Raw genomic sequence first — 25,754 nt, forward strand, 5'->3', positions numbered from 1 at the left:
AGTCCAATAATTCAGGAGTCACAAATGTCGCAACGCGGGCGTCCCAAATGTTTCGACCGGGAGAAAGCGTTGGATGCGGCTCTACTTCTGTTCTGGGAGCAAGGATTCGAGCAGACCAGCGTGGACGATGCGGCCGCCGCCATGGGAATAGGCACTTCAAGCCTCTATTCCTCCTTTGGAGACAAAGAGGCCCTGTTCCTTGCTGTGATCCGGCAATATCTGGCAGGCAGGGGAAGTGTTTACAACAAAGTCGTGAGAGAAGCTAAGACCGCGCGCGAGGCGTTCTCCAAGCTGCTTCACGTTTCGGCAATCGAATTGACCCGGCCGGATCAGCCGCGAGGCTGCTTGCTATGGCTCGCGCTGCCGACCTGCACTCCAAAGTACGAAAAATTTCAGGAGCAGATGAATCAGTTTCGCGATGAGACAGAAGCCGTGTGGCTTGAGCGCTTGCACGAGGCCGTCGAATCGGGGGAACTACCGAAATCAACGGACATTCGTTTGATCGCTTCCTACTTTCGAACAACTCTGGCAGGAATGTCACTGCAATCGCGGTCTGGCGCTACGCGCAAACAGCTGATTCACATCGGTGAGCTGGCGATGGCGATCTGGCCCGCGCCTCCTGCCAACCGATAGAACGTTAGCGCGCAAGTCAGCATCCTTTGCGCGTTGGCCGACTATCTCGCCCGCGCACATGTCGAATCGTTCGAGAGGCGATCAGCTGGGCGCTGCGCCCGACGGCAGGAAGGAATCGCTGATTGGGAGCATTCGCCGAACACGGCGTCGTTGGTCTGACAGTGCGCCGGACGTCAGAAAACGTCAATCTCGAGCGTTGTACGTTGGGCCAGCAGGGAAGAAGGCACCAATACGCGGATCTTTTCCACTGTACCCAGGGAGGAGCCGCGCAGTGGACGTCCATCGGACGCATGGATGTGCACGTGCAAATCGCCGGCAAACGCTTCGGTCAGCGCGAGGTTCACCTTCCATCTGCCATTGTTCCCCGCCTCGGTTGTCCAGGAGATCGGCCCAAATCGTGTGGCACAGTTCTCCACGTGAATGCGTTGACCTGCGCTGAACCAGGATTTTGGCGCGGCTTTCTGCAAGTGAACCACATCCCGCTCATGCTTCACTACTGTCGCATGGCGACCTCAGGGTTTACCGCTTATCGAGCGCGAAGGAAGCGCAGCCGTCTGTCAGTTCACGAGTGGGCGATAATGCGTGACACGAGAACCATCTCAGGCGACAAGCCCGTTTACCTTCTGCTTTCAGCTCAGGCATAGGGACAGTTGAATTTATCCCGGCGCACTGGTCTTGCGATGATTCGTAAGGTGACAGCAACCGCGTTCTCAGTAGCAATCTTCTCGTTTGCGATCCACGAAGCGGTTCGCGAATGGTGCGGGGCAGCCACCCCGACGCTCGGGTGCAACCGGGACGGCTTTGTTGCCTCAAGAATTAGGCGATCTGCGCGTCTTCAGCTTTTGTTTAACCTCTTCGCGTACGCAATGGACGGCCTGAATCAGGCGGCCAAGATGCCTTGAATGCAACAGCCACACCGAGAGCACCGGGGAAAAGTCTTTCACCCTTATCGCTCGCACGCGGCCTCGCAACGCGGAAGTCTCGATGGCTTGAGGCAGCATGAGACCGAGGCCAACCCCTTCGGAGATCAGCGAAAGCTGTAACTCATATCCTTCTGCTTCGACGGCAATAACGAAGGGAATCGCGCGCTGACGAAACGCCGCTTCCAACATTTGGTGGCTGCTGCATCCACTGGGATTGATCAGCCATTTATGGAACGCCAGTTCTTTCAACGTTGTGGGTTGAGGTATTCTCTCCGTCTTCGCGGCAACAAACGTGAGCGGCACATTGCCGAGGCGCTCGGAGACAAGTGAATCCGGTGGTGTGGTTCCTTCAGGCAAGAGCACAATGCCGGCATCGAGAGTCCGGGTTGTGAGGCGCTCCAGGAGCACTGCGGACCACTGCACAAAGGCCTGGATCTGCACTCGAGGAAATTGTCCGCGCAGGCGACTGATGGGTGCACCTATGGCAAGATCCCCAAGAGCCCGCGACATCCCAAAGCGAAAGTTGCCTGAAGGCTCTCCCCCATGCAAGATGCCCACCTTCAGATCGTTGACAGAACTCAGCACGGGTTTGGCGAACTCGTATGTCTCTTGCCCCGCACGCGTGAGCAGCAAGGGCCGGGTCTTGCGATCGAGAAGGGGCATGCCGAGCGCATCTTCGAGATTCTGAATCCGGCGTGTCACGGCCGATTGCGTGAGATGCAGCCAAGCCGCTGCCGCCACCACAGAGCCGTGATCCACCACAGAAACGAAGGCTTCCAAATCGGAGAGATTCATAGGACTTCCATCCTTGGTGTCTGTTGACTGTGATGTCTTACATTCCGGCCTGGATTCCCATTTTCGCGGTTGCGATCGATATAAAATGCCCAACTCGCATAATGAGTATCGAGAAGTTTCATGATTCTTAGTATGCACAAGTGGAATCTATCATTTCGTACCCCGACTGCCGCACCTCAGGTAACGGGCAAGGCCGCTTCCGGCGTACGGCCATCGCCAAGCGAGGAAAAAGCACATGTGGATTGTCAGACTAGCCCTTAACCGGCCTTACACGTTCATCGTGCTGGCTCTGCTCATTGTTCTGGTGAGCCCCGCCGCCATACTCCGCACTCCGACCGACATCTTCCCCAACATTGACATCCCGGTGATCGCGGTGGCCTGGGCCTATACCGGACTGGATCCGGAGGATATCGAGACCCGCCTGACCACGCCATACGAGAAGGCTCTCACGACGTTGGTCGACAATATCCAGCACATCGAGTCGACCAGCTATAACGGCGCCTCCGTGGTGAAGATCTATCTGCAGCCGGGAACCAGTCTCGACACGGCGAATGCGCAGGTTGTTGCGGTAGGCCAATACTCGCTGCGCAACCTGCCACCGGGTATCCAGCCGCCCGAGATCATCAATTTCAGCGCATCCAGCGTTCCCATCCTGCAGCTTGGGCTTTCGGGAAAAGGGATGTCGGAACAGGCTCTGAACGACGAAGGATTCAACTTCCTTCGTCCCCAGTTGATTACTGTTCCGGGCGCGGTGATCCCTTATCCCTATGGCGGCAAGCAGCGGCAGGTAATGATCGGCTTGGATCAGAGCCGTATGGAGGCCAAGGGGATTTCGCCCACGGATGTGCTGAACGCCGTCAATGCCCAGAATCTGATTCTGCCGACGGGGACGGCGAAGATCGCCGAGAACGAACTGGACGTTCGGATGAACGTGGCTCCACGCACCATCGAAGCGCTAAATAACATTCCCATCCGGCAGATCGGCAACACCACCATCTACCTCCGCGATGTGGCTCGCGTCAGCGATGGGTTCGCGGTGCAGACCAACGTTGTCCGTCAGGATGGCCATCGCGGTGTACTCGTGTCGATACTCAAGTCAGGGAAGTCATCGACCTTGAGCGTGGTGTCCGATATCAAGCGCCTGCTGCCTCATGCGGCAGCGGTTTTGCCCCCGGAAATGAAGATTACCCCGCTCGCGGATCAATCGCTGTTTGTCCGCAGCGCGATTTCCGGAGTCATTCGCGAAGGGGCGATCGCAGGAGCATTGACCGGGTTGATGATCTTGCTCTTCATCGGCAGTTGGAGAAGCACACTCATCATTGCCATTTCAATTCCACTGTCGGTTCTCACATCCATACTTGCCCTAAGCGTACTCGGGGAAACCATCAACATCATGACGCTTGGGGGCTTGGCCCTCGCCGTCGGGATTCTGGTCGACGATGCCACCGTCGTGATCGAGAACATCAACCGCATTCTCGAAGAAGAGGACGAAACGGACATCAGGCAGGCGATTCTTGATGGGTCGCAGCAGGTGGCGATCCCCGCGCTGGTATCCACGCTCTGCATTTGTATCGTCTTCATGCCACTGTTCCTCCTCAGCGGTGTGGCGCGATTCCTCTTCGTTCCGCTCGCGGAAGCGGTGGTGTTCGCCATGCTTGCTTCCTATTTCTTCTCTCGAACGCTGGTGCCGACTCTGGCGATGTACATGCTCAAGCTGAACGAAGGCCGCGAGGCGTCGCGGAATCCATTCGTCCTGCTTCAGAGGACATTCGAGCGGGGCTTTGCGAGAGTTCGAAGCGCGCATGAGCGACTGCTGGGGTGGTTCGTGAGGCACCGCAGATTCTTCGTACCTGCGTGTCTCGCGCTCTGCACGTGCACGTTCCTTCTCGCACCCTGGCTCGGAGAAGACTTTTTTCCCGATACCGATAGCGGTCAATTCGCACTCCACATTCGTGCCAAGACGGGGACCAGGATTGATGACTCGGCGCAGCTTGCCGACCTGATAGAGGCTTCTATTCGGAAGGAAATACCGCCGCAGGAAGTCGACAGCATCCTCGATAACATCGGTTTGCCTTATAGCCCGTATAACACGATGCATTCTACTTCCGGTGTGATTGGCGCCGGCGACGCCGATGTGCTTGTGACGTTGCGGCGCCACCACCACCCCACGTCGCAATACGTTCGATCGCTTCGCCAGCAGCTTCCGCGGGAATTTCCAGGAGCGACGTTCTACTTTCCTCCTGCGGATATCGTGGCGCAGATTCTCAATTTCGGCATTCCGGCGCCGATCGACGTTCAGGTCGAAGGGAACAATCTTCAGGCCGATCACGGTCTCGCCGAGAAGATCATGGCCGACCTGCGCAAGGTGGCCGGCTTGACCGACCTCCACATTCAACAGCCCCTTGACTATCCCACCCTCGAAATCAACGTAGACAGGACTAAGGCATTGCAGGCGGGTTACCAGGAACGAGATATCGCGTCGAGCGTGCTGAATTCTTTAACCGGCAGTTTCCAGACCACCCCCAACTTCTTCGTCAACTGGAAGAACGGAGTGACCTACAACCTCGTTGCGCAGACCCCGCAATACCGGATCCAGTCATTCAAGGACCTTCAAAATATCCCCATCTCCGCAAGCGGCAAGGCCACCCCTGAGATTCTTGCCGACGTTGCCTCGATCACGCGGGGCAGTGAGGTCGCCGTCATCTCTCACTACAACCTGCGCCGCGTGATCGACATCTATGGCGCGCCACAGGGCCGCGACCTCGCCGCAGTGAACAGCGACGTCCAGCAGGTCGTCGCTAAGTATCGCAAGGCGTTGCCTCGAGGAACCTTTATCACTATCCGCGGCCAGGTCGAGACCATGCGTGAATCGTACACCGGCTTGGTTGCGGGGCTGGGATTTGCCATCGTATTGGTCTACCTGCTCATCGTGGTGAACTTCCAATCGTGGTTGGACCCCTTCATTATCATCACGGCAATTCCTGCAGCCATGGCGGGCATCGTTCTCATGCTCTTCTTCACGCACACCCATTTGAGCGTCCCGGCGCTCATGGGAGCACTGATGTGCGTAGGGGTTGCTACTGCCAACAGCATTCTAGTCGTCTCTTTCGCCAAGGATAGGCTCGTGGTCCACGGCGATGGTGCAAGGGCCGCGCTTGAGGCCGGCGCCACCCGGTTCAGACCCGTCATCATGACGGCACTCGCCATGATCATCGGTATGGTCCCCATGGCGCTGGGTCTCGGCGATGGCGGCGAGCAGAACGCACCCCTGGGGCGAGCCGTGATTGGCGGCCTCTTGTGCGCCACGGCGGCGACGCTGCTCTTCGTCCCCTCGGTGTTCGCACTCTTTCATAAGGTTTCTCCCGTTGCCGCTTCTCTCGAGCAGCCAGAAGCGGACCGGGACCAACTTATCGCTTAAGACGGAGGCCCCTCATGACACCCATCGAGACAAATCAGGCACAAACTGCAACTCCCAAGCCGACATGGGCCGGCAGATGGTGGATCATCGCCCTGGGAGCAACTCTCACCCTCGGCTTTGCCTACGCGGTATTTGAGGGGATTCATTCCCGTGTCGAGGCAAAGACTGAGTTGCACCAAATGGCCATTCAGTCCGCCGTCTCTTCCGTTAACGTTGTGTTTCCAAGTGGCGGGAACCAGTCAGAAGACATCGAACTGCCAGGCAGCACACAGGCGTTCACCGAAACGCCAATCTATGCCCGGACCAGCGGCTATGTAAGGCACTGGTACGCCGATATTGGCGCGCGGGTCAAGCACGGCCAACTCCTGGCTGTGATCGAGACGCCCGAACTCGATCAACAGTTGCAACAGGCCATGGCAGACCTGAAGAATGCCGAAGCGAATCTGCAGATCGCCGATATCACCGCCACGCGCTGGCAAAACCTGCTGAGGTCCGACTCGGTCTCGCACCAGGAGGCGGACCAGGCGGTCAGTGACTTCCATGCCAAGGAGGCACTGGTTGAATCGAAGCGCGCCAACGTGGACCGCCTCCAACAGCTGCAAGCATTTGAGCGCATCGTCGCGCCATTTGACGGCGTCATCACCGCGCGGAACACAGACATCGGAGCCCTGATCCAGGCCGATACCACGGCTCCGAAGGAGCTCTTTCACATTTCTGCCGTTCAGAAGTTGCGCATCTACGTTCCCATTCCCGAAATCTATGCTCCTACGTTGAAGACCGGAGACAAGGCCGCAGTGACCTTCGACGCGTTTCCGGGCCAGCCGTTTGCGGGAGTGCTGGTACGCAATGCGAATGCAATCGACCCCAACTCCCGGACATTGACCGTTGAAGTCGATATCGACAACTCTTCCCGGCAACTGATGCCGGGAGCCTACGCCTTCGTGCATTTCAAGGTCCCGCCCAGGAAAGGATCCGTCACCATCCCGTCGAATGCTCTGTTGTTTCGCTCGGAAGGCTTGCGCGTGGGCGTAGTCCGGAATTCGCGTGTGGTCCTCGTTCCCATCGCCATCGGCCAGGACTATGGGGATGCGGTCGAAGTAATTTCGGGACTGGCCGCACATGATGCCGTAATCGTGAATCCTTCCGACTCGCTCACCGGCGGCGCAGAGGTTCGGGTCGAGAGCAATCCAAATGGCGGAGAGCGGAAATGAAGCGTGATTGGTCTGTTGCAGTGAAAAGGTTGCGGAACATGAAAAACCCTGTCGTACTTCGGTCGCCGCGGCGATCGAAGTATCCGCGGTTGCCTTCCTGGGCTTCTGGTAAACAACTCCCCGGGACAGGCCTCTCTCTGGGAATCGTCGGAAGCGCCGTCATTCTTTTGCTGACCGGGTGCATGGTGGGCCCGAAATACTCGAAGCCCACTGCGCCACTTGCTCCCGGCTTCAAGGAAGCCACGAATTGGAAGCAGGGTGATGGCTGGAAAATTGCCCAGCCCGACGAACCGGTGCTGTCCGGAAAATGGTGGCAGCTCTATGGCGATGCGAAGTTGAACGGGTTGGAAGAACAGGTAGATTCTGCCAACCAGACGTTGAAGATTGCAGAAGCCAACTTCCGTCAGGCGCGCGCGGCCGTCCGCTTCCAGCGCGCTGCGGAGGCACCGACGATCGGGACCTCTCCCAAGATCGAATCTCTGCGAGCTTCTGCCAACACCCCATATTTTCCCAGCAGCCAGGCGAACAATGGCTCAGGCGATTTTGTCCTGCCGGTCGATCTCACCTACGAGGTCGACCTGTGGGGGCGCGTGCGCCGCAGTGTGACGGCTGCGAAAGAGGAGATGCAGGCCGGCGGCGCGGATCTTGAAACAGCCCGTTTAAGTCTGCATGCCGAGGTCGCCATCGACTACTTTGAGGTTCGCAGCGCCGATGCGCAGGAGAAACTCCTCAATGACACCGTTGCCGCCTATAACAAAGCGCTCGAATTGACAAGAAATCGATATCAGGGCGGAGCCGCTCCCAGGTCGGATGTGGCGCAGGCCCAGACGCAACTCGACACTGCGCGCGTTCTCGCGACAGACGTCATGGTGCAGCGCGCCCAGTACGAGCATGCTCTGGCCATCCTGATTGGGAAGCTTCCCGCCTCATTCAGCCTGCCCTCCATTCCTCTCAATGTCCAAGCGCCTCAACTGCCCCGTGTACCCGTCACTCTGCCGGCGCAGCTGCTTGAGCGGCGTCCCGATATTGCGGGGGCCGAGCGACGCATGGCAGCGGCCAACGAGCAGATTGGAATTGCTGAGGCCGCCTACTACCCGACGCTGAATCTTGCCGCAACCGCAGGTCTTGAAGGCTCGTCCCTCTTCAATTGGTTCAACTGGCCCAGCCGCTTCTGGGCGGTTGGACCAGCGCTCTCTGAAACACTGTTCGATGCGGGAAGACGCCGCGCCACTACTGAGTCGGCGCGAGCGAATTACGACGCAACTGTCGCCAATTACCGTCAGACCGTGCTGACCTCATTCCAGCAGGTCGAAGACAATCTTGCAGTTCTGCGGATATTATGCAGGGAACTATCAGAACAGCACGAAGCCACTGCCTCCGCCGAGGACTCACTCCGCCTCTTTCAGAATCGCTATGCCGGAGGCGTCGATACATACCTTCAGGTTGTCACCGCACAAGCCACCGCCCTTGCCAACGAGCGCAATGACATTGAGTTGATGCGGAGGCAACTGGAAGCCAATGTGTTGCTGATCAAAGCCGTGGGTGGAGGATGGAATACCTCGAATCTTCCTGTGTCGTGACCCCGTCAGGTCTAGCGCAACCCGATCGCTACTTTGATTTCACGGAATAGATCATGCACAGAAGTATCCGAGGAGATTGCCGCCCGCGTCAGGGAGTCGTTTGAACGCCGGGGAGCGCGCGTACATCTCAATACCCAGGTGGTCTCCGTAGTTGATGGCCATGTAGTACTTTCGACGGGTGAGCAGTTCGACGCTCATATCATAGTTTGGGCCGCTGGAAACGGTGCCAACCCAGTTGTCGCCAGGCACACCGAGATTCATGCCGGTCGGCCCTGAAATGAGCTTGCTTTTTCCTCAGATTGAATGTTCGATCATTTGATCGAGAACGGGCTCCTCCGCTCAGGCGAAGACGTGAAGCGCCGTTGTCTCTAAGGTTCCTTCTTAGAAGAAGCGATGGGGTGCGATTCTCTCCTCATCAGCCGCCGCCCTGCAAACTTCCCGTACACTCGAGGCCGATCGTACGCAAGAAGAAGCCGCTCCAGGCCTTAGAAATTCCCCGCGGAGGAAGTGTTGGCTGACAAGTTGATCAGAATCCTGGTTGTTGAGGATCACCACGTCGTTCGCAAAAGCCTGGTCACTCTCCTGGAGACCGTCGCAGGCTTCGAGGTTGTAGGTGAAGCTGGAGATGGCGTCGAAGCAATTAACCAATTCCATCTTTGCCAACCGGATGTGACGTTGATCGACTTGCGATTGCCTGGGATATCGGGTGCGGAAGTGGTCAGGAGCATTCGCAGTGAAGCCAAGCATGCTCGCTTCATCGTGTTGACCACCTATGACGGTGAAGACGACGTCTACCGCGCACTGCGATCCGGTGCACAGAGTTATCTTCTCAAGGGCATTACGAGAGACGAACTCATTGCGGCAATTCATTTGGTCAACGAAGGCCGATCTCATGTTCCGCCTGAGATATTTGCAAAACTGGCCAGGCGATTGGAATGGGAGGAGTTCACTCCTCGGGAATCGGAGGTTCTGGAACATATAGTCCAGGGCCGGTCAAACAAACAGATTGCTCAGTCGCTCGGCGTTTCCGAAGCCACGATCAAAGCGCATATCAACAGCCTGCTTAGCAAGCTGGGCGTATCAGATCGCACGCAGGCAGCGATGACCGCCATTCAGCGCGGCCTCGTTACTCTGGACTTCTCGTAGGAACTACACGGGGGATCCGGAGGATGACCCTCCCTGTCGAGATATCAGATTCCTCTTCAGGCAGGCCTCCATCGAATGGCTAATTTCCAGCTTCGACCTTGGGAGGGAGACAGGGACGCTTCCTATCTAGAGAATTCTTTGACGAGCCCCTTTTCTTCTCCTGAGGTCACAAGTTTGAGATCTTCACGGTTTTTCGAGCGCCTCCCCCTCGTTTTCGCTCCTTGCATCCTGAGTGCGTGCCTGTCCGCCGCCCAGTCCGCGACCACCCCATCGCAGCCGCCGCTCTACGGTGGCAAGGGGCCTGCAGCTCAAACCGGTTCTTCGACTGCAGGCGTATTTGCACCCGTGCTTGACTCGGAGCAGCGCCCCATCACTGCTGGAGGCTTCGTCAAATCCGGCCCAATCATCTACCAGGACATCTCAGAGAAGGCTGGCCTGACCACGTGGAAGCACAAGATGGGCACACCGCAGAAGCCATACATCCTTGAGACGATCGGCTCCGGGGTGGCGCTGCTCGACTATGACCTTGACGGCTGGCTCGACATATATCTCGTGAACGGCTCCACGAAGGAAGGACTGGACGGAAGCGCCGAGCCGCCGCATGCAGTCCTCTTTCATAACAATCACGACGGCACATTTACAAATGTCACAGCCAAGGCAGGAGTGAGCAACGACCGGTGGGGATTCGGCGTCGCAGTTGGCGACTACGACAATGACGGCTGGCCCGATCTCTATGTCGGGAACTACGGCAAAAACCGCCTTTATCACAACAATCATGACGGCACGTTCACAGATATCGCGGAGACAGCGGGCGTAACGCTCGGCAACTGGTCGACCGGGCCCAGTTTCGGTGATTACGACGGCGATGGCCTGCTCGACATCTTTGTCCCTGGTTACATCCACTGGGACATGGACCACCTGCCGCTCTCCGGCAATAAGGAGGTCGGATTCGCGAACTGCTCGTTCCGCGGCGCGGCAACCATGTGCGGCCCACGCGGCCTGCCGGGCGAACCGGATCATCTGTTCCACAACAACGGAAACGGGACGTTCACCGATGTGAGCGTGAAAACCGGCGTGAACGATAAGAGTCACTACTACGGCTTTTCATCCACATTTGTCGACATTGACGACGACGGCAAGCTTGACCTGATCGTTACTGACGATTCTTCACCTAACTACCTGTATCTGAACAAGGGCGACGGTACATTCCAGGACGCGAGCTTCTACTCCGGCTTTGCGCTGAACCAGGACGCGCGCGAAACCGCGTCCATGGGCCTGGCCGTGGGCGACTACGCGAACAACGGACATCTCGACCTGTATACAACGACCTTTTCAGATGACTACAAGACCCTCTATCGAAATGATGGCGACGCGAACTTTGTCGATATCACACCGCAGATGGGGATCGCCGAACCGACCTACCCATTCCTTAGCTGGGGAACGCAATTCTTCGACTACGACAATGACGGCTGGAAGGATCTGATGTTTGTCAGCGGTCATGTGTATCCGCAGGTGGATCAGCACAACTGGGGCACCTCCTTCGCCGAGCGTCCCCTGCTGTTCCACAACCTGGTTCACGGGAAGAAGTTCGAGGTAATGCCGGCGGTTGAAGGAACCGGACTTGCCGATGTGCTCCCGGCCCGCGGCGCGGCATTTGGCGACCTCTTCAACGATGGCAAAATCGACGTCGTCATCAACTGCCTCGATCACACACCTGTTCTGCTCAGAAATGTGAACGCCGACAAGAATCACTGGGTCGGATTGCAACTGATCGGTGGCCCCAAGAGCCCGCGGGACGCGGTAGGTTCCACGGTATACCTCACGGCAGGAGGCCAGCGGCAGCGCGGAGACGTGATGAGCGGCGGCAGCTTTGAATCCTCAAACGACTTTCGGGTGCATTTCGGGCTAGGTGACACCGCGGCCATCGATAAGGTCGAAATTCACTGGCCTGACGGCAAGAAAGAGACAATACAGGTCCCCGGGATCGACCGCTATTTCGCGATCGAGGAAGGCAGGGGAATCGTTCCCAGTGTGTATGACGGCATCGCGGCCGATCATGCCTCTGCGAAAGGCAACACGGCGTACGGCGGCCGCTGAACTCAATCGCCATGCCTGAACGAGGAGGACACAAACGATGAAATCTCTACCACTCGTCTGCTCATGCCTTGCGATTGCCGGCTGGCTGATGCTACCCGCCATCGGGCAGGAGTTGGGGCCGCCCCCAGCCTACACTCCTCCTCCGGCAGGTAGTGCGCCTGCGGTCGACACTCCCGCACAGCAGGGACGCCTGAAGCTTCTGGAAGAGCACGCTCAACAGAAACAGCAGAGCGACCGCGAAGCTCACAATAAGCTCGTCGATCCGGAGTACAACTTCCATTACGGCAAAAGGAACCCCTTCACTCCGGGCAATCTGCAGGTGCAGGGTGAAGGTTTCATCCAGCCGGGGGCGTTCCCAACCGCCGAGTATTGTGGCGCCTGCCACCAGGAGGCCTACAGCCAATGGCGGCAGGCATTGCACTCCAACTCGTTCCGAACTCCTTTCTATCGCACCAGCGTCAACCTGCTGCTACGCGACAAGACGCGCGGCATTAGCTTTGCTCGCCACTGCGATAGTTGCCATAATCCAATCGCTGTGGTCTCGGGCGCCTTAACCGAGAATCCGAAGGTCGATCGTACTCAGATGGATGGCGATGGCTTGACGTGCACCACATGCCATTCCGTGCTATCGCTCGATTCCACCAACGGTAACTCAAGCATTCAACTCGGAGTGCCTGCGGTCATAGTTGACGAGAAGGGCGATCGCATCCCGGGCGAGGTCCCATTCTCCGAGATCCTTCGCCATCCCGAGCGGCATTCACAGGCCGTCATGCACGACTTCCTGCACAAACCCGAGTTCTGCGCTGCATGCCACAAAGCGAACCTCCCGGCTCCTCTCAATGATTACAAGTTCATCCGTGCTTTCACGGCCTATGACGAATGGCAGCAGTCGAAGTTCTCAAAGCGCAATCCCCTCACGTTCTATCAGGCGGATTTCACTTCATGCCAGGGCTGTCATATGAAGCGTAATGCTGTGACGCATCCGGAATACGGAGCGAAAGACGGTACCTTTGCATCGCATCGCTGGCTCGCTGGCAATACTGCTGTGCCGTTCTACTACAACTTCGACGAGCAGTTGAAGAAGACAATCGAGTTCCTGCGCGCTGGCAATTATCTCAACGTCGATATCTTCGCCCTCAAAAAAGAAGGCAGCGATCAGATGATTGCGCCCTTGGGCAGCACCCACTACTCCCTCGCGCCGGGCGATACGGTCGAGGCATTCGTGGTGGTGCAAAACAAGAATATCGGGCACTCGCTCATCCCTGAAGTCCGCGATCTGTTCGAGGCATGGGTCGAATTCACAGTTAAAGATACGAACGGCAAAGAGCTCTATCACAGCGGATTTCTCAAGCCAGATGGGATGCTTGATCCACGCGCACACAGCTTCACTAATCGTCCGGTGACGAACGAAGGTGACTTCGTGGACAACCACAAGGTGTGGACAATCCACTCAGTCGCCTATGACAACACCGTGCAGGCTGGCCGTTCCGTGTTGGTTCGTTATCAGTTCCATCTGCCCCCCGACATCACCGGAGTCGTGTCCGTGACTGCGAAAGTCAATTACCGGCACCTGCGTCAGAGTTACCTCAACAACATCTTCGGCAAGGGCGATCATCCGGCCTATCCTGTCGTCGAAATCGCTTCCCGCACGCGTATGCTCAAGATCGGTGAGAACAGTCCTCAGGCTCCGGATGAACACGACAATCCCGATTGGATGCGCTGGAACAATCTGGGCATTGCTCTCCTCGATCAGACTCAGTATGCAGAGTCGGTCGCGGCATTTACTGAGGTAATCAAACTGCGCTATGACTATGCCGACGCATACACCAATGTTGGGCTTACCGAGATCCTTTGGGAGAAGTACGACTCGGCGCGCACGGCCATCCACAAAGCGCTGACGCTCGATCCAAACAATGTCCGCGCTCATTACTATGACGGGCTGTTGCAGCGCCGGGCGGGCAACACAGAGCAGGAGATCGCCGACTTCAAGAAAGTCGTCGAGGCGTATCCTGACTCGCGCGACGCGCGACGCGAGCTGGGAATCACCTATTACCAGCAGAACATGGACAAGGAGGCCGTCGAACAGTTCGAAGCGCTGCAGCGCATCGATCCCGACGATTTGGCCGCTCACTATAACCTGTCGATTCTCTATCGCCGGGCGGGCCGCCGCAAGGAAGCTGCCGACCAGCAGGCCATGTTCGTAGATAAGAAGGTCGACCCTGGCGCCCCCACTTACTCGCTGAACTATTTACGCGTGCATCCGGAGATTGCGACAGAAAGCATACCTTGGCATATGCACACGGACATGAATCAGAGCGGAGGCCAGACGAGCAATGGACGCTAAGGTGCTGAATCTCGCGCGATGCATCGCACTGCTTGCCATAATTCTGGGATTCTCCACGATGGCACGCGCTGCAAACAACTGTCCCTGGCTCAATGAGGCGACGGCTTCCGGCATCCTTGGGGGCGATGCGACAGGCCTTTACGAGCCGGCAGAAGCGGGCAAGCCAGCTACCTGCACATTCGCTCAAACGGAGAGCGGCATTACACGCCAGCTCGTCATCGCGGTCGAGATCGTCGCGAAGCCGCATGATCGTCTGGTAGAGCTGATGCACAACTGTGGCCCCATGTCACAACCGGTGCCGTCCATCGGCAACGAAGCATTGCGCTGTGCGGCAGCAGATGGCAAGGCGCACGGAGAGCGTGTGATCGGCCGTGTGCGCGATCAAATCTTCACTATTTCCATCACGACCACTGCGGAACGGGATTCCGTCCTTGCTCCACATGAACTTGCCATGCGTTCGCTGACCGCAGCCGAGGAAGTGTCGGGAAACCTCTTCTGATTCGGCGATGGGCCCGGGGAAAATGACACGAATCACGCAAATCGCAGCTCTGAGTCTCATCCTGTTCCTGTGCTTACGTGGAGCATCTGGTCAGGAGGATGACTCAGAGTCCGTCATGCGCAGCCACTATGATGCTGCGTACCGATTGCAGTCGGCCGGCAGGTTCGATCAAGCGGACCGTGAATATACTGCCTTTCTCGTGGCTACGCTGTGCCGGCTCGCCAATGGATTTGCGAATACCGGCAACTATGCGAAAGCCAAGCTCACATATGAGGAAGCTTTGCGGCTGGAACCTGGCAAAGCCCGGCTTGTTCGCGACTTCGCCGCCGCGGCACTGAATGCTAAAGACACGGACACAACAGAGCGGTTGCTCTCTTCGGCACTCTCTTCTACTGATGCCATGAGCCCTGCTCAGCAGGCTGAGGTGCACGTATTGCGCGGCAAATTGCAACTGGCGACCAAAGGGCGTCAAGCGGACTTGAACGAATTTCGATCTGCCGTTGAGCTTGAGGCGAGTTGCGAAAACATTTACGAACTGGCCACTGCCGAGCTTGCTGTGGCCGGCCCCGCTGCCGCGGAACGCGACTACACCCATTACCGGGCGCGATGCGGAAATACCCCCGCCGTCCGGATCAAGATTGGCCGCGCCTATGCGATCAACGGCGCTCCCGACCGCGCCCTCGTTGAGTTTCGTGCCGCCGCGGTTCTGGATACCCATCATCCCGGCGTTCACTATTGCATTGGCGCCGCTCTGCTGCAAGCTTCGAAATCCAACTTCGACGCTGCGGAAGCTGAATTGCGAAAGGAGCTATTGCTCCACCCAAATGATCGTCTCAGCCACGCCCAACTCGGGCATAGTGCGATCTTGCGGCACAACAACGCAGAAGCTGAGCGGGACTATCGCCGCGCGGTCGCTCTTAATCCACGGGAAGCGTCGAACTTTATTGAACTGGGTCAGCTTCTGGCCACATCCAATCGAGGTCCCGAGGCCGAGCCGCTACTGCGGAAAGCTATCGAATTAACACCCGACCCATCGCGAAACAACTATGACATCGAGCGGGCACATTTCCAACTTGGCCGCGTGCTCATGAAGGAAGGGCATCAGGAGGAGGCGCAACGGGAGCTCGCCATTGCCGCTGACCTGCTGAATCGAAGCCGCCATCAAGCTGAAGCCGATCTCAACGGCGACTCGTCCTCCGCTGCCAACCCCCTGGCTGTTACGCGCGTACCCACGGAGCAGGAGAAGTCTCAAGTCGAAGCTTACGTTCGCGGGATCGCGCCCTTGCTTGCATCGGCATACAACAATCTCGGCGTGCACATGGCCAACGCCGGCAGCCTTTCGCTCGCGGCCTCAGACTTTGCAGCGGCGGCGCGATGGAATCCCACGCTCTCAGGCGTTGATGCGAACTGGGGCAGGGCGGCGTATCTGGCCGGCGAATTCGCCGAAGCAGTCGCGCCACTTGAGCGAGCAGTGCGAGCGCATCCGGGCGAATCGGAATTGAGCAGCATGCTCGAACTGTCCCGCCAGCGCGCATCCCCCACGAACCGGCCGTAATAAGCCACCAAGAGTGATCTAAATCACTCATCCGCTAATACATACGATCTAGTCAAAGACACGCCGAAGGGGCGATGCGGGCTCAGACCAAGCCTCATATCCTTTCTTTGTCCATTCCCCGACAGACATCTTATGGAGTCCCCGTTACGACAGGCGTGCTGTCTCGGCTTATCGCGAACGGCGGACTTGCGATGTAGATGAGTCGGGGACCATCGGAAGAAGGGAAATGCTCGTGATTCAGAAGATCCGGCAGTTCCAGTTTGCCAGCTTTGATTGTCTTTATGAGGCCAATTCATGAAACGCACCGTTCTCTTCATCTGTGTGGCGATCTATCTCACGCTGCTGCCCAACACAGCGCAGGGTCAAAGCGCCACCGCCTCTCTGCGTGGCGTTGTCATGGATGCGACCAGGGCTGTAGTGCCGGGCGCCGAAGTCACCCTCTCGTCGACTGATACGGCTCTCCAGCGAATAGTGCGCACTGACAGCAACGGCGAATTTTCGTTTCAGGAACTCTTCGTCGGTGATTATCGCGTCGAAGTGCGATCTCAGGGCTTCGCGACCTGGGTTAATTCACGCATACACCTCGATGTTGGAAACCAGTCACAGATCGTCGTGCAGCTTGTCGCGTCCGCCGGCCAGGAGACGGTTGAGGTGAATGCCGAAGGCGCGGGACTTGAAACTCATGAAATGGCGCAAGGCGCTGTAGTCAGCGAACGGGAGATTGCCAACCTGCCGTTGAATGGGCGCAGTTTCGCTCAGCTCGGAATTCTGCAGCCGGGAGTGCGTCCGACCTCGGCGAGTCTGATGGTCATGGGCACGTTTCGCCGGAATGGGCAGAACTATGAAGTGAACGGTCAGCGTCCCGAGTCCAACACCTTCCTGGTGGATGGCATGCGCAACATCAACCGCATGGACGGTGGATATGCCTATCGTCCGCCTGCCGACTCGATTGCTGAGTTCCGCATTCTCACCACCACCGCACCGGCTGAGTTCGGCGGAACGAATGGCGGCATTACGACGATCGTCACGCGTTCAGGCACCAACAAATTTCACGGCACGGTGTACGAGTTCTTACGCAACGACGTGCTGAATGCGAATAACTATTTCGCGCCGAAAAAGGAAGCGGTCAGGCAAAACCAGTTCGGCGGCACCATCGGCGGCCCACTGGTCCAAAACCACGCTTACTTCTTCACGTATTACGAGGGCCTGCGCAACACGCAGGACATCACGCACGGGGTGATCGTGCCCACAATGGCGGAACGCAAAGGGGACTTTTCAGCGGACGCGCCCATCCTTCTGAATGGCTCGCTCAAGCCCTTCGGCAATGATCTTTCTGGTCAGATCAGCCCGATAACGGCTCGATATCTCGCAATGTTTCCAGTGCCGAATTCAGCGCAGGATCCCCATCTGGCGCAATCCACAAATCCGAGTGATTACAACAGCGATCAGGGCGGCATAAAGGCTGACTGGCTGCCGCGAAACGCAGATGTGCTCAGCGCGCGCTACAGCTACTCCACCATGGAACTCATCAGCCCCTATTCGGAGTTGGGCGCGGATTCGCCGGGCTTTCCGGTCGGCTACTACACCAATACTCATCTGGGCGGCCTTACGGAGACGCATACCTTCTCGGCGAACACCGTGCTGACTGCCAATGCCAGCTTTTTTCAGAACCACATCGTTCTCGACAAGAGGCTCTCCGGCTACTCGCCGCAAGCCTTCGGATTTGGTTACACGTCCACATGGCCCTCGGCCACCGGAGCGCCCTTGATCATGACGCAGGGCTACTCCAACGTCGGCGATCCAATCATCAATCCGCGCGATACCATTCAGAACGACTACGCTTACATGGCTAATCTCGCTCACACGCAGGGCAAGCATGTCATGAGTTTCGGCGCTCAGTTTCGCAGGACGCAGCTCAACGGATACCAATCGAACTTCGCTTCGGGCACTTTTTCCTTTACCGTTCAGGGCTACACCAACAACGCCCTGGCAAACTTCTTGCTTGGCCATCCGGACATATTCACCCAGGCCGGCGGCGACTTCACGCGCGCCCTGCGTGGGTGGGAGTTAGGCTCCTACGCCCAGGACGAGTACCGTATTAGCCCGAAGCTTACCCTGAATTACGGCGTACGCTATGAAATCACCACGCCTTTCAACGACATTCATAACCGGTTGATGGCATTCGCTCCGGGCAAGCAATCTTCGGTCTATCCGCAGGCGCCAACGGGGCTACTGTTCCCAGGCGATTCTGGGATTCCCAACACCATTGCTCCCATCTTCAAAGGCGATTTCGCGCCGCGGGTCGGCTTCGCATGGGACCCACGCGGGAACGGCCGCACCGTGATCCGTTCAGCTTATGGCATCTTCTACGACTGCCTGTTGAACGGCGTCGGCATGCCGATGCGTGCAGCCAGCAACGCACTGCCTCAGACAGTGGTTCGCACTCTTACCGGATACACAAAAATCAACTATGCCAACCCCCTCGGCGCGGTATCCGACCCGTTCGCACCCGGGCAAATCGCTCTGCCCGCGTCGACGTTCACCATCGATCGCAACCTCCTGCCGCCCTATACCCAGGACTGGAACCTGACTGTGGACCAGACGCTCGGGAATCAAGTGCTGTCGATCGGATACATCGGCGCAAAGGGAACTCGCCTGCCGCGCCTTGTGGAAGCCAATCCCGCGATCTATGAACCGGGGGCAACATTTGCCAACTCGCCTCGGCGGCGGCTCTACTCCGGCTGCACGCTAACAAGCGGCACCTGCACGTTGGGCACGGCCGGGCTGGTGGAAGGAAATGCCAATTCAACTTTTCACTCAGCACAGGCTTCCATCACGCGCCGCGGCGCCAAGGACCTGAACTACACGTTCTCCTACACCTTCTCAAAGGACCTCGACTATATCTCGAGTCTCCACATGTCCGGTCCCGCCCCATGGCTTGTTCTGGGAGAACTTGATATCGCTCAGAACAACCAGAACCTGAAAGCAGAACACGGGCGCTCGCTGTTCGATGCCCGCCACCGCATCGCCGCCAGCCTGACCTATGCCGTCCCGTTTGCGCGTAGTCTTACGGGACCGTCTCGCATTCTGCTGGATGGCTGGCAATTCAACGCTCTGCTGGCGGCGAACACCAGCACGCCTTTCACCGTCTACGATTCGGCGAATGTCTCTCTGCAGGCGCCGCATCCGGGAGTGTCAGGCATGTTCGGAGACCGGCCGAATGTAACCGGCAACCCGAACAAGAGAGCCCCCCACAAGATTTCCGAATGGGTATCCCGTTCCGCATTCCAGCGGCTCGATCCGGTCGCAAACGCTGGTCAATTCGGTAACCTAGGGCGAAACAGCGTGAATGGCCCGGCGTTCGGCAGTCTGGATGCTTCGCTCGACAAGAGCTTCATGCTAGGCGAGACCGCAAAGGTTCAGTTGCGTGTCGAGGCGTTCAATGTAACGAACCATCTGAACCTCATATCGCCGGTGTTCGATCTCAACTCGCCTGTCTTCGGTGAAGTCACCGAAGCGCAGGCCCCGCGAGTCATTCAGCTTGCTCTGAAATTTCAGTGGTGAGCTCGTGTTCACTGCGCCAGCGCATGATTCAGGTCGTCGATGAACGTGATTTCATTCTGCTCAGATCGCTCGAACACGAAAAGCGCCACGCTCACTGCGGCCTTACCGTTTGGAACCGCGCCACCGAATAGCCCATCGCAGATCCTAGGAATACATCGGAAGGGAAGTGCGCCAGCGTAGTAATCCGCGATGCCGCGATCGTCGAGGCAAGCGCATACGCCAGAACCGGAACCCACTTGTGATTGCGGTAGCGATACGCAACCACCGTGGCGACTGAGAACGCAGCCGTTGCATGTCCTGATGGGAAACTCGATCCCTTCAGCGGCGACTTTCCGCCATTGAAAAACGTCCCCGTGAATGGTTCACCGTAAGGCACGTCCGACGGCCTCTCGCGGCGGGTAATGGCCTTGATAAGCAGATTGGGAATCACGCTGTCCCCGTAGGCCAGTGCACCCATCAAGCCAGTGCTGATCTGGTAGTTGTCATGCCGCGCATAGCCGGCCGCCAGCAGCCCCGCCGGGAGCGCCACGACCATGCCCGTCGTGATCATCGGATCGAAGCCGTCGTTGATCTTGTCGATATTCTTCTGGTGGTCGCGGAAGTAAGGCATGATGTGCGGATCGGCGTAGATCAGCCCCGCAGTCACGCCCGCCACCGCCAGCACCGGAACCCAGTGGTGCCCCGTCGCCAGCTTGCCAGGGAAAGTAAACCAGATGTCTTTCTGGTCATGCAGGAAGTCGCGCGGCAGAGTCTTCCACGTAACCATGCGCGCGTTCGCCCGTTCGGGGTGATACTTATGCCCGGTGGCTCCGGGGCCCGCCGGCTCTGGCGCATCGGGTAGCCCCGGCGCATCAGGCAGACCGTCGACGTTCAGATCAATCGCCAGCATCTCCGCGGACGAACTCGTCCCGCCATCGCGTCGGCCGCTCATGGCGACCGGCTGGAGTGTATAGCCCGCTCCGCGTGTTTCCCAGTTCTCCAGCAGATGGAAACGAGGCGTAGTCGAGCCGCCCCATATGTCCCGCTCCTGAACCCCCGGACGGGATCGATCCGGGCGGAAGACGCCATCGTCCAGCAGCGCCGCGGACGCGGTGAAATGCGGTTCCGGAAGACTGCTCACCTGAGCTGAGCCGGCCGCTGAAACGCCCCAAAACGGGGCACAGGAAATCAAAGCAAACAGGGGAGACCAACCACCGAGTTTCATCAACGGGATTGGATGCGAGTTGCAGAATCCGCGGCAGTTCGACTTTTCAAAAAGCACCGAAAGGGGACGATGCATGCGACAGAGCCCGAAGCGAAGACGGGGCCGATCTCACCTTGCCGCTTCGCAACAATTGCCGCTTTTTCTTCGCCCTTTAACGCATTTCTGTTTTATCCTTGCTTCCGCACCCGGAGGTAGCATTAATGGACGTTCTGAAAAGCATCATCGCCGAATTCGATTCCGAAACGGAAAGCACCCGCAAACTTCTCAACGCCATACCTGACGGCGCGGACTTCTCCTGGAAGCCGCACGACAAATCCATGACCCTCGGCAAACTCGCCAACCATGTCGCCGACTGCACCGGCGACTGGGCGGTCCATGCCCTCACCACCGATCGCCTCGACTGGACGCCCGACATGGCGCCAGCCGATTACAAGAACAAAGCCGATCTGCTCGCCCAATTCGAGGCGAAACTGGCGACCGCCAAGTCAGCACTCTCCGCCATGACTCCCGAAAAATGGGATTCCAACTGGAAGTTCGTCGCCGGCGATCAGACCTGGATCGATGACACGAAATACAACGTCATGCGCACTTGGGTGCTCAACCACATGATCCACCACCGCGCGCAGCTTGGCGTCTATCTTCGTCTGCTCGGCACGAAAATCCCCGGCATGTACGGCCCCTCCGCCGACGAGATGCCCGCAGAGCAACCGGCCGAAGTGGCCTAAGAACCAGCCCCTCAGCTTCAGCCGTCAGCTCAAGGCAATCAACACAGCCAGGCTGGCGGCTGACGCCTCTCGGACCGTCTACTCTGATTGCATGGCTTATCAGTTCCCGCCGATCTATCCGATTCTTGATTCCTCGTTCATTCCTGCCAGCGGTCGCAGGCAGTTTCTTCACGACCTCGGCGCTGCCCTCGCGGACGCAGGCGTCACGCTTCTCGAGTACCGCAAGAAGACCGGCTCCGACGCTGAGCTCCGTTCCGATGCCGAGACTCTGCGCGCGGTCATGTCCGACGAGAGCATCCGACTCATCCTGGACGACCGCGCCGACCTCGTATGCGAGGTGGGATTCGACGGCGTCCACGTCGACGCAGGTGATATCTCGGTTCGCGAGGCCCGAAGGATCGTTGGCCCGGGCCGCATCATCGGGACCTTCGCCGGGAGTGACGCGCTGATTCCCGGCATTCTCGACGAGCCCGCAAACTACTTCGCCATCGGTCCTGTCTTCTCGACGACCACCAAGCAGACCGACAAGAAGCCCATCGGCATCGATGGCGTCCGTCGTCTGCGTCAGCAGGCTGGACCGGACGTGATTCTCACCGCCGCGGCGGGCATCACCCTCGACACGGCTCCGCTCGTACTCGAAGCCGGGGCATCAACCGTCGCCGTCGCAGCCGCGCTCTTCAGCGCCGCAGATCCCGCATCCGAATTCCGCCGCTGGCGCGAACGCCTGGCCGACTTCTAGCAGGTATCCTCCAATGACCCATCCACGTCACTAGTCTTTAGGCCGTCGCTATGGACGGATCTCACCTCTTGCGCTTACCTTGGAACCACCCCTGCACGCGAGAAAGATAAAGACATCCTGGATAGAAAAGCGTAAGAATGAGCGAAGTGACGACCCCCCAAACCGTTCCCGGCACCCAGGCCGCTCCAAGCAAAAACGGCTCAACCAAAATGGTTCAGAGCCTGGGCCTGTTCAGCTCCACGGCACTCGTCATCGGCTCCATGATCGGTTCGGGCATCTTCCTCGTCGACTCCGACATTGCCCGCGTAACCAACTCTCCGGCTCTCTACCTTGGCGCCTGGGTCGTGACCGGGGTCCTCACCATCATTGCCGCGCTCAGCTACGGCGAACTTGCCGCCATGATGCCCAAGGCCGGCGGTCAATATGTCTATCTTCGAGAGTCGCTCGGCCCGCTATGGGGTTTCCTCTACGGCTGGACACTCTTTGTCGTCATCCAGACCGGCACCATTGCCGCGGTCTGCGTCGCATTCGGCAAGTTCCTCGGCGTCTTCTTCCCGTCCGTATCCACGACGAATTGGCTCTGGCACATCGCGCACGTGCCGCCCATCCATGTCGGCCCCATGGTCCTCGGCAACATGGACATCGGCGTAAACACCGCCAACCTTACGGGCATCGTCATCGTCTTCCTGTTGGCGTTCGTCAACATCTTCGGCGTCAAACTCGGCGCGCTCATCCAGAACGTCTTCACCTCGGCGAAAGCTCTCTCACTGGCCGCGCTCATCATCCTCGGCATCACCATCGGTCGCAACGCCGGCGCCATCAATTCCAACTTCGGCGCGCACTTCACCGAGTTCTGGTCGAACTCAGGCTGGCACGCTCTGCACCCCGTTCAGGTCGGCGTCGGGGGACCCATCGTCATGGTCAACCTGTTCGTCGTCCTCGCCGTCGTGCAGGTCGGATCGCTCTTCTCCTCAGACGCGTGGAACAACATCACCTTCACCGCCGGGGAAGTGAAGAACCCCAGGCGCAACATCCCGCTGTCCCTAGTCCTCGGCACTGGGTTCGTCATCACCGCTTACATCCTTGCGTCGCTTGTCTACATCATGGTCCTGCCCATGCATGGCGACCCCAACGGCGCAACCGTCTTTACGCGCGGCGTGCAATATGCCACCGAAGATCGAGTAGCGACCGCGGCACTCAACCAGATATTCAGCTTTGGCGGAGCCAAGCTGATGGCCGCTGCCATTCTGATCTCTACGTTCGGCTGCGCCAACGGCCTCACACTGGCCGGCGCGCGCGTCTATTACGCCATGAGCCGCGACGGCCTCTTCTTCAAGTCCGTCGGCAAGCTCAATCCGAAGTACCACACGCCTGTTGCGGGGCTCGCCGTTCAAGCCATCTGGACAGCCGTCCTTTGCGTCTCCGGCTCTTACAGTCAGTTACTCGACTACATCATCTTTGCCGTGCTCGTCTTCTATATCCTCACCATCATCGGCTTGTTCGTTCTGCGCTTCAAATGGCCCGCCGCACCCCGCCCCTATCGAGCCCTCGGATATCCAGTTCTACCGGCCATCTATATCGTCATGGCCAGTTGGATATGTATCGTATTATTGCGGTACAAACCCCAGTACACCTGGCCGGGTCTGGTCCTCGTTCTCATTGGCATTCCCGTCTATTTCCTGTGGTCGCGGCGCGCGCCCGCAATGCAAGAAAGCTGATTCTGATTTCGAATACTTGAGAGAGGCAGTTCCTCGTCATGTCCAGACTGTTTCGAACTAAACCCATGTCGTTACTTTCGGCCGAAGCGAACGAGCAGGGCGAACATACGCTCAAGCGCTCCCTGGGTGCCGTTAACCTCATCACCTTGGGAATCGGGGCCATCATCGGAGCAGGCATCTTCGTCCTGACTGGAACCGCTGCGGCTGAAGACGCCGGTCCGGCCGTCTCCCTGAGCTTCGTTCTCGCGGGAATTACCTGTGCTTTCGCTGGACTCTGCTACGCCGAATTCGCCTCAATCATCCCGATCGCGGGTTCCGCATACACCTACGGTTACGCCACTCTCGGTGAGTTTGTCGCCTGGATCATCGGATGGGATCTCTGCCTCGAGTACGGTTTCGGTGCGGCTACAGTTGCAGCCGGCTGGTCAGGATACCTCTCCAGTCTGCTGGCCCAGTTTCACATCTACATTCCGCCTCAGTTCACTGCCACGCCTGGCACCCAGCTTGTCTTCTTCCAGAACGAATGGATCCCGCTGAAGTCGCTGCCCATGGGTATTGATCCCACCAATCTGCAGCATGCCACCGGGCTCTTCAACCTCGTGGCCCTGCTGGCCATCCTCGCCGTCACCACCATTCTGGTCATCGGCATCAAGGAATCGGCGAATCTCAACAGCTTCATCGTCTTCGTCAAGCTCGGCGTAGTCGCCGTCTTCATCGTGCTCGGCGGATGGTTCCTCTTCCAGCATCCTCACATCGCCACGGCCAACTGGCATCCTTTCATTCCGCCCTCCGACGGGGCAGGGCATTTCGGCCTGAATGGAATCGCTATGGGTGCGGCGTCGGTCTTCTTCGCCTACATCGGCTTTGACGCAGTCTCCACCGCGGCGCAGGAAGCCCGCAATCCGCAGAAGGATATGCCCATCGGTATCCTCGGATCGCTGGTCGTCTGCACCATCCTCTACATCATCGTCTCCACCATCCTCACCGGTCTGGTGAAGTACTCCAACCTCGACGTCGCCGCTCCCGTCGCTCTTGGCATCAAGGTGACAGGAGTCGGCTGGGGCACGCTGCTCGTTGATATCGGCGCGGTTTTCGGGCTTGGCACTGTCATGCTGGTCATGCTCCTTGGCCAGTCGCGAGTCTTTTTCTCCATGTCGAAAGACGGTCTCTTGCCGAGATGGTGCTCCGACATTCACCCGCGCTTCCGTACGCCGTGGATTTCTACGATCATTGTGGGATTGGTTGTGGCTGTGATGCCGGCATTCCTCGATGTCAACGCTCTCTCGAAGCTGGTAAACATCGGTACTCTGTTGGCGTTCACGATCGTTAGTGCCGGTGTCTGGGTCCTTCGCGTCCGCGAGCCCAATTTGCCCCGCCCGTTCAAGACTCCCTTGGTGCCGCTGGTGCCTATTCTTGGAATGATCTCGGCGCTCTTCCTGATGACCCGCCTGCCTGCCATCACCTGGGAGGTCATGATTGGATGGCTGCTCGTTGGCCTGATCATCTACTTCGGCTATTCCCGCAAGCACAGCAAAGTACAGGCGCTTCCCGAAAGCGTCGCTGCAGGCGACTGACACCGCAAGCGACCGGCCTGGATCCACAC

General features: G+C 58.2%; 18 protein-coding genes. 15 read left to right on the forward strand and 3 right to left on the reverse strand.

The window, feature by feature from the left end; all coding sequences use genetic code 11:
• Positions 1-24 precede the first annotated feature (24 nt).
• Complete coding sequence (locus MOP44_RS19760) at positions 25-633, forward strand: TetR/AcrR family transcriptional regulator (protein WP_260792009.1); 609 nt, start codon at positions 25-27, stop codon at positions 631-633.
• A 173-nt stretch (positions 634-806) separates the two neighbouring features.
• Here the strand turns inward: MOP44_RS19760 and MOP44_RS19765 are convergent, their stop codons facing one another.
• Together MOP44_RS19765 and MOP44_RS19770 are read right to left on the reverse strand one after the other, a co-directional pair.
• The gene (locus MOP44_RS19765) at positions 807-1,100 is read right to left on the reverse strand and encodes a hypothetical protein (protein WP_260792010.1); all 294 of its coding nucleotides are present in this window, start codon (positions 1,098-1,100) and stop codon (positions 807-809) included.
• 342 nt (positions 1,101-1,442) lie between these two features.
• Positions 1,443-2,489, reverse strand: a complete 1,047-nt coding sequence (locus MOP44_RS19770) for a LysR family transcriptional regulator (RefSeq protein WP_260792012.1) — start codon at positions 2,487-2,489, stop codon at positions 1,443-1,445.
• A gap of 97 nt (positions 2,490-2,586) precedes the next feature.
• Here MOP44_RS19770 and MOP44_RS19775 point away from each other — a divergent pair, with 97 nt between their 5' ends.
• The 10 genes from MOP44_RS19775 to MOP44_RS19820 all read left to right on the forward strand — a co-directional run bounded on the left by MOP44_RS19775 (position 2,587) and on the right by MOP44_RS19820 (position 19,765).
• Positions 2,587-5,769: an efflux RND transporter permease subunit gene (locus tag MOP44_RS19775; protein ID WP_260792014.1), complete on the forward strand. Its 3,183-nt coding sequence runs from the start codon at positions 2,587-2,589 to the stop codon at positions 5,767-5,769.
• 14 nt (positions 5,770-5,783) lie between these two features.
• Positions 5,784-6,980 carry an efflux RND transporter periplasmic adaptor subunit gene (locus tag MOP44_RS19780; protein ID WP_260792015.1) on the forward strand — a complete coding sequence of 399 codons (1,197 nt, stop codon included), beginning with the start codon at positions 5,784-5,786 and terminating at the stop codon, positions 6,978-6,980.
• A gap of 167 nt (positions 6,981-7,147) precedes the next feature.
• Entirely contained in the window at positions 7,148-8,560 is a 1,413-nt protein-coding gene (locus MOP44_RS19785; protein WP_313901075.1) for an efflux transporter outer membrane subunit, read from the forward strand.
• Between the two features lie 33 nt (positions 8,561-8,593).
• Positions 8,594-8,836 (forward strand): FAD-dependent oxidoreductase, encoded by a 243-nt coding sequence (locus MOP44_RS28145; protein WP_390905448.1) that lies wholly within the window; start codon positions 8,594-8,596, stop codon positions 8,834-8,836.
• A 231-nt stretch (positions 8,837-9,067) separates the two neighbouring features.
• A complete protein-coding gene (locus MOP44_RS19795) occupies positions 9,068-9,706 on the forward strand; it encodes a response regulator (RefSeq protein WP_260792018.1) in 639 nt (212 codons plus the stop codon).
• Between the two features lie 174 nt (positions 9,707-9,880).
• Positions 9,881-11,803 (forward strand): CRTAC1 family protein, encoded by a 1,923-nt coding sequence (locus MOP44_RS19800; RefSeq protein ID WP_390905449.1) that lies wholly within the window; start codon positions 9,881-9,883, stop codon positions 11,801-11,803.
• Positions 11,804-11,840: 37 nt separating this feature from the next.
• A complete protein-coding gene (locus MOP44_RS19805; RefSeq protein ID WP_260792020.1) occupies positions 11,841-14,147 on the forward strand; it encodes a tetratricopeptide repeat protein in 2,307 nt (768 codons plus the stop codon).
• Complete coding sequence (locus MOP44_RS19810) at positions 14,137-14,646, forward strand: hypothetical protein (protein ID WP_260792021.1); 510 nt, start codon at positions 14,137-14,139, stop codon at positions 14,644-14,646. Before MOP44_RS19805 ends, MOP44_RS19810 begins: the two co-directional genes overlap by 11 nt.
• A 199-nt stretch (positions 14,647-14,845) precedes the next feature.
• A complete protein-coding gene (locus MOP44_RS19815; RefSeq protein ID WP_260792023.1) occupies positions 14,846-16,201 on the forward strand; it encodes a tetratricopeptide repeat protein in 1,356 nt (451 codons plus the stop codon).
• Positions 16,202-16,495: 294 nt separating this feature from the next.
• On the forward strand, positions 16,496-19,765 hold the full coding sequence (locus MOP44_RS19820; protein ID WP_260792025.1) for a TonB-dependent receptor: 3,270 nt from the start codon (positions 16,496-16,498) through the stop codon (positions 19,763-19,765).
• 91 nt (positions 19,766-19,856) lie between these two features.
• On the opposite strand, the gene MOP44_RS19825 is transcribed toward MOP44_RS19820, so the two are convergent.
• A complete protein-coding gene (locus MOP44_RS19825; protein ID WP_260792026.1) occupies positions 19,857-20,885 on the reverse strand; it encodes a phosphatase PAP2 family protein in 1,029 nt (342 codons plus the stop codon).
• A 284-nt stretch (positions 20,886-21,169) separates the two neighbouring features.
• On the opposite strand from MOP44_RS19825, the gene MOP44_RS19830 reads away from it, so the two are divergent.
• The 4 genes from MOP44_RS19830 (at position 21,170) to MOP44_RS19845 (ending at position 25,725) form a co-directional block, all read left to right on the forward strand.
• Complete coding sequence (locus MOP44_RS19830; RefSeq protein ID WP_260792027.1) at positions 21,170-21,694, forward strand: DinB family protein; 525 nt, start codon at positions 21,170-21,172, stop codon at positions 21,692-21,694.
• 91 nt (positions 21,695-21,785) lie between these two features.
• On the forward strand, positions 21,786-22,433 hold the full coding sequence (locus tag MOP44_RS19835) for a thiamine phosphate synthase (protein ID WP_260792028.1): 648 nt from the start codon (positions 21,786-21,788) through the stop codon (positions 22,431-22,433).
• Positions 22,434-22,570: 137 nt separating this feature from the next.
• A complete protein-coding gene (locus MOP44_RS19840; protein ID WP_260792030.1) occupies positions 22,571-24,151 on the forward strand; it encodes an APC family permease in 1,581 nt (526 codons plus the stop codon).
• Positions 24,152-24,216: 65 nt separating this feature from the next.
• The gene (locus tag MOP44_RS19845) at positions 24,217-25,725 is read left to right on the forward strand and encodes an amino acid permease (RefSeq protein ID WP_390905450.1); all 1,509 of its coding nucleotides are present in this window, start codon (positions 24,217-24,219) and stop codon (positions 25,723-25,725) included.
• Positions 25,726-25,754: the final 29 nt, after the last annotated feature.

Source organism: Occallatibacter riparius (assembly GCF_025264625.1).
Lineage (GTDB): Bacteria > Acidobacteriota > Terriglobia > Terriglobales > Acidobacteriaceae > Telmatobacter > Telmatobacter riparius.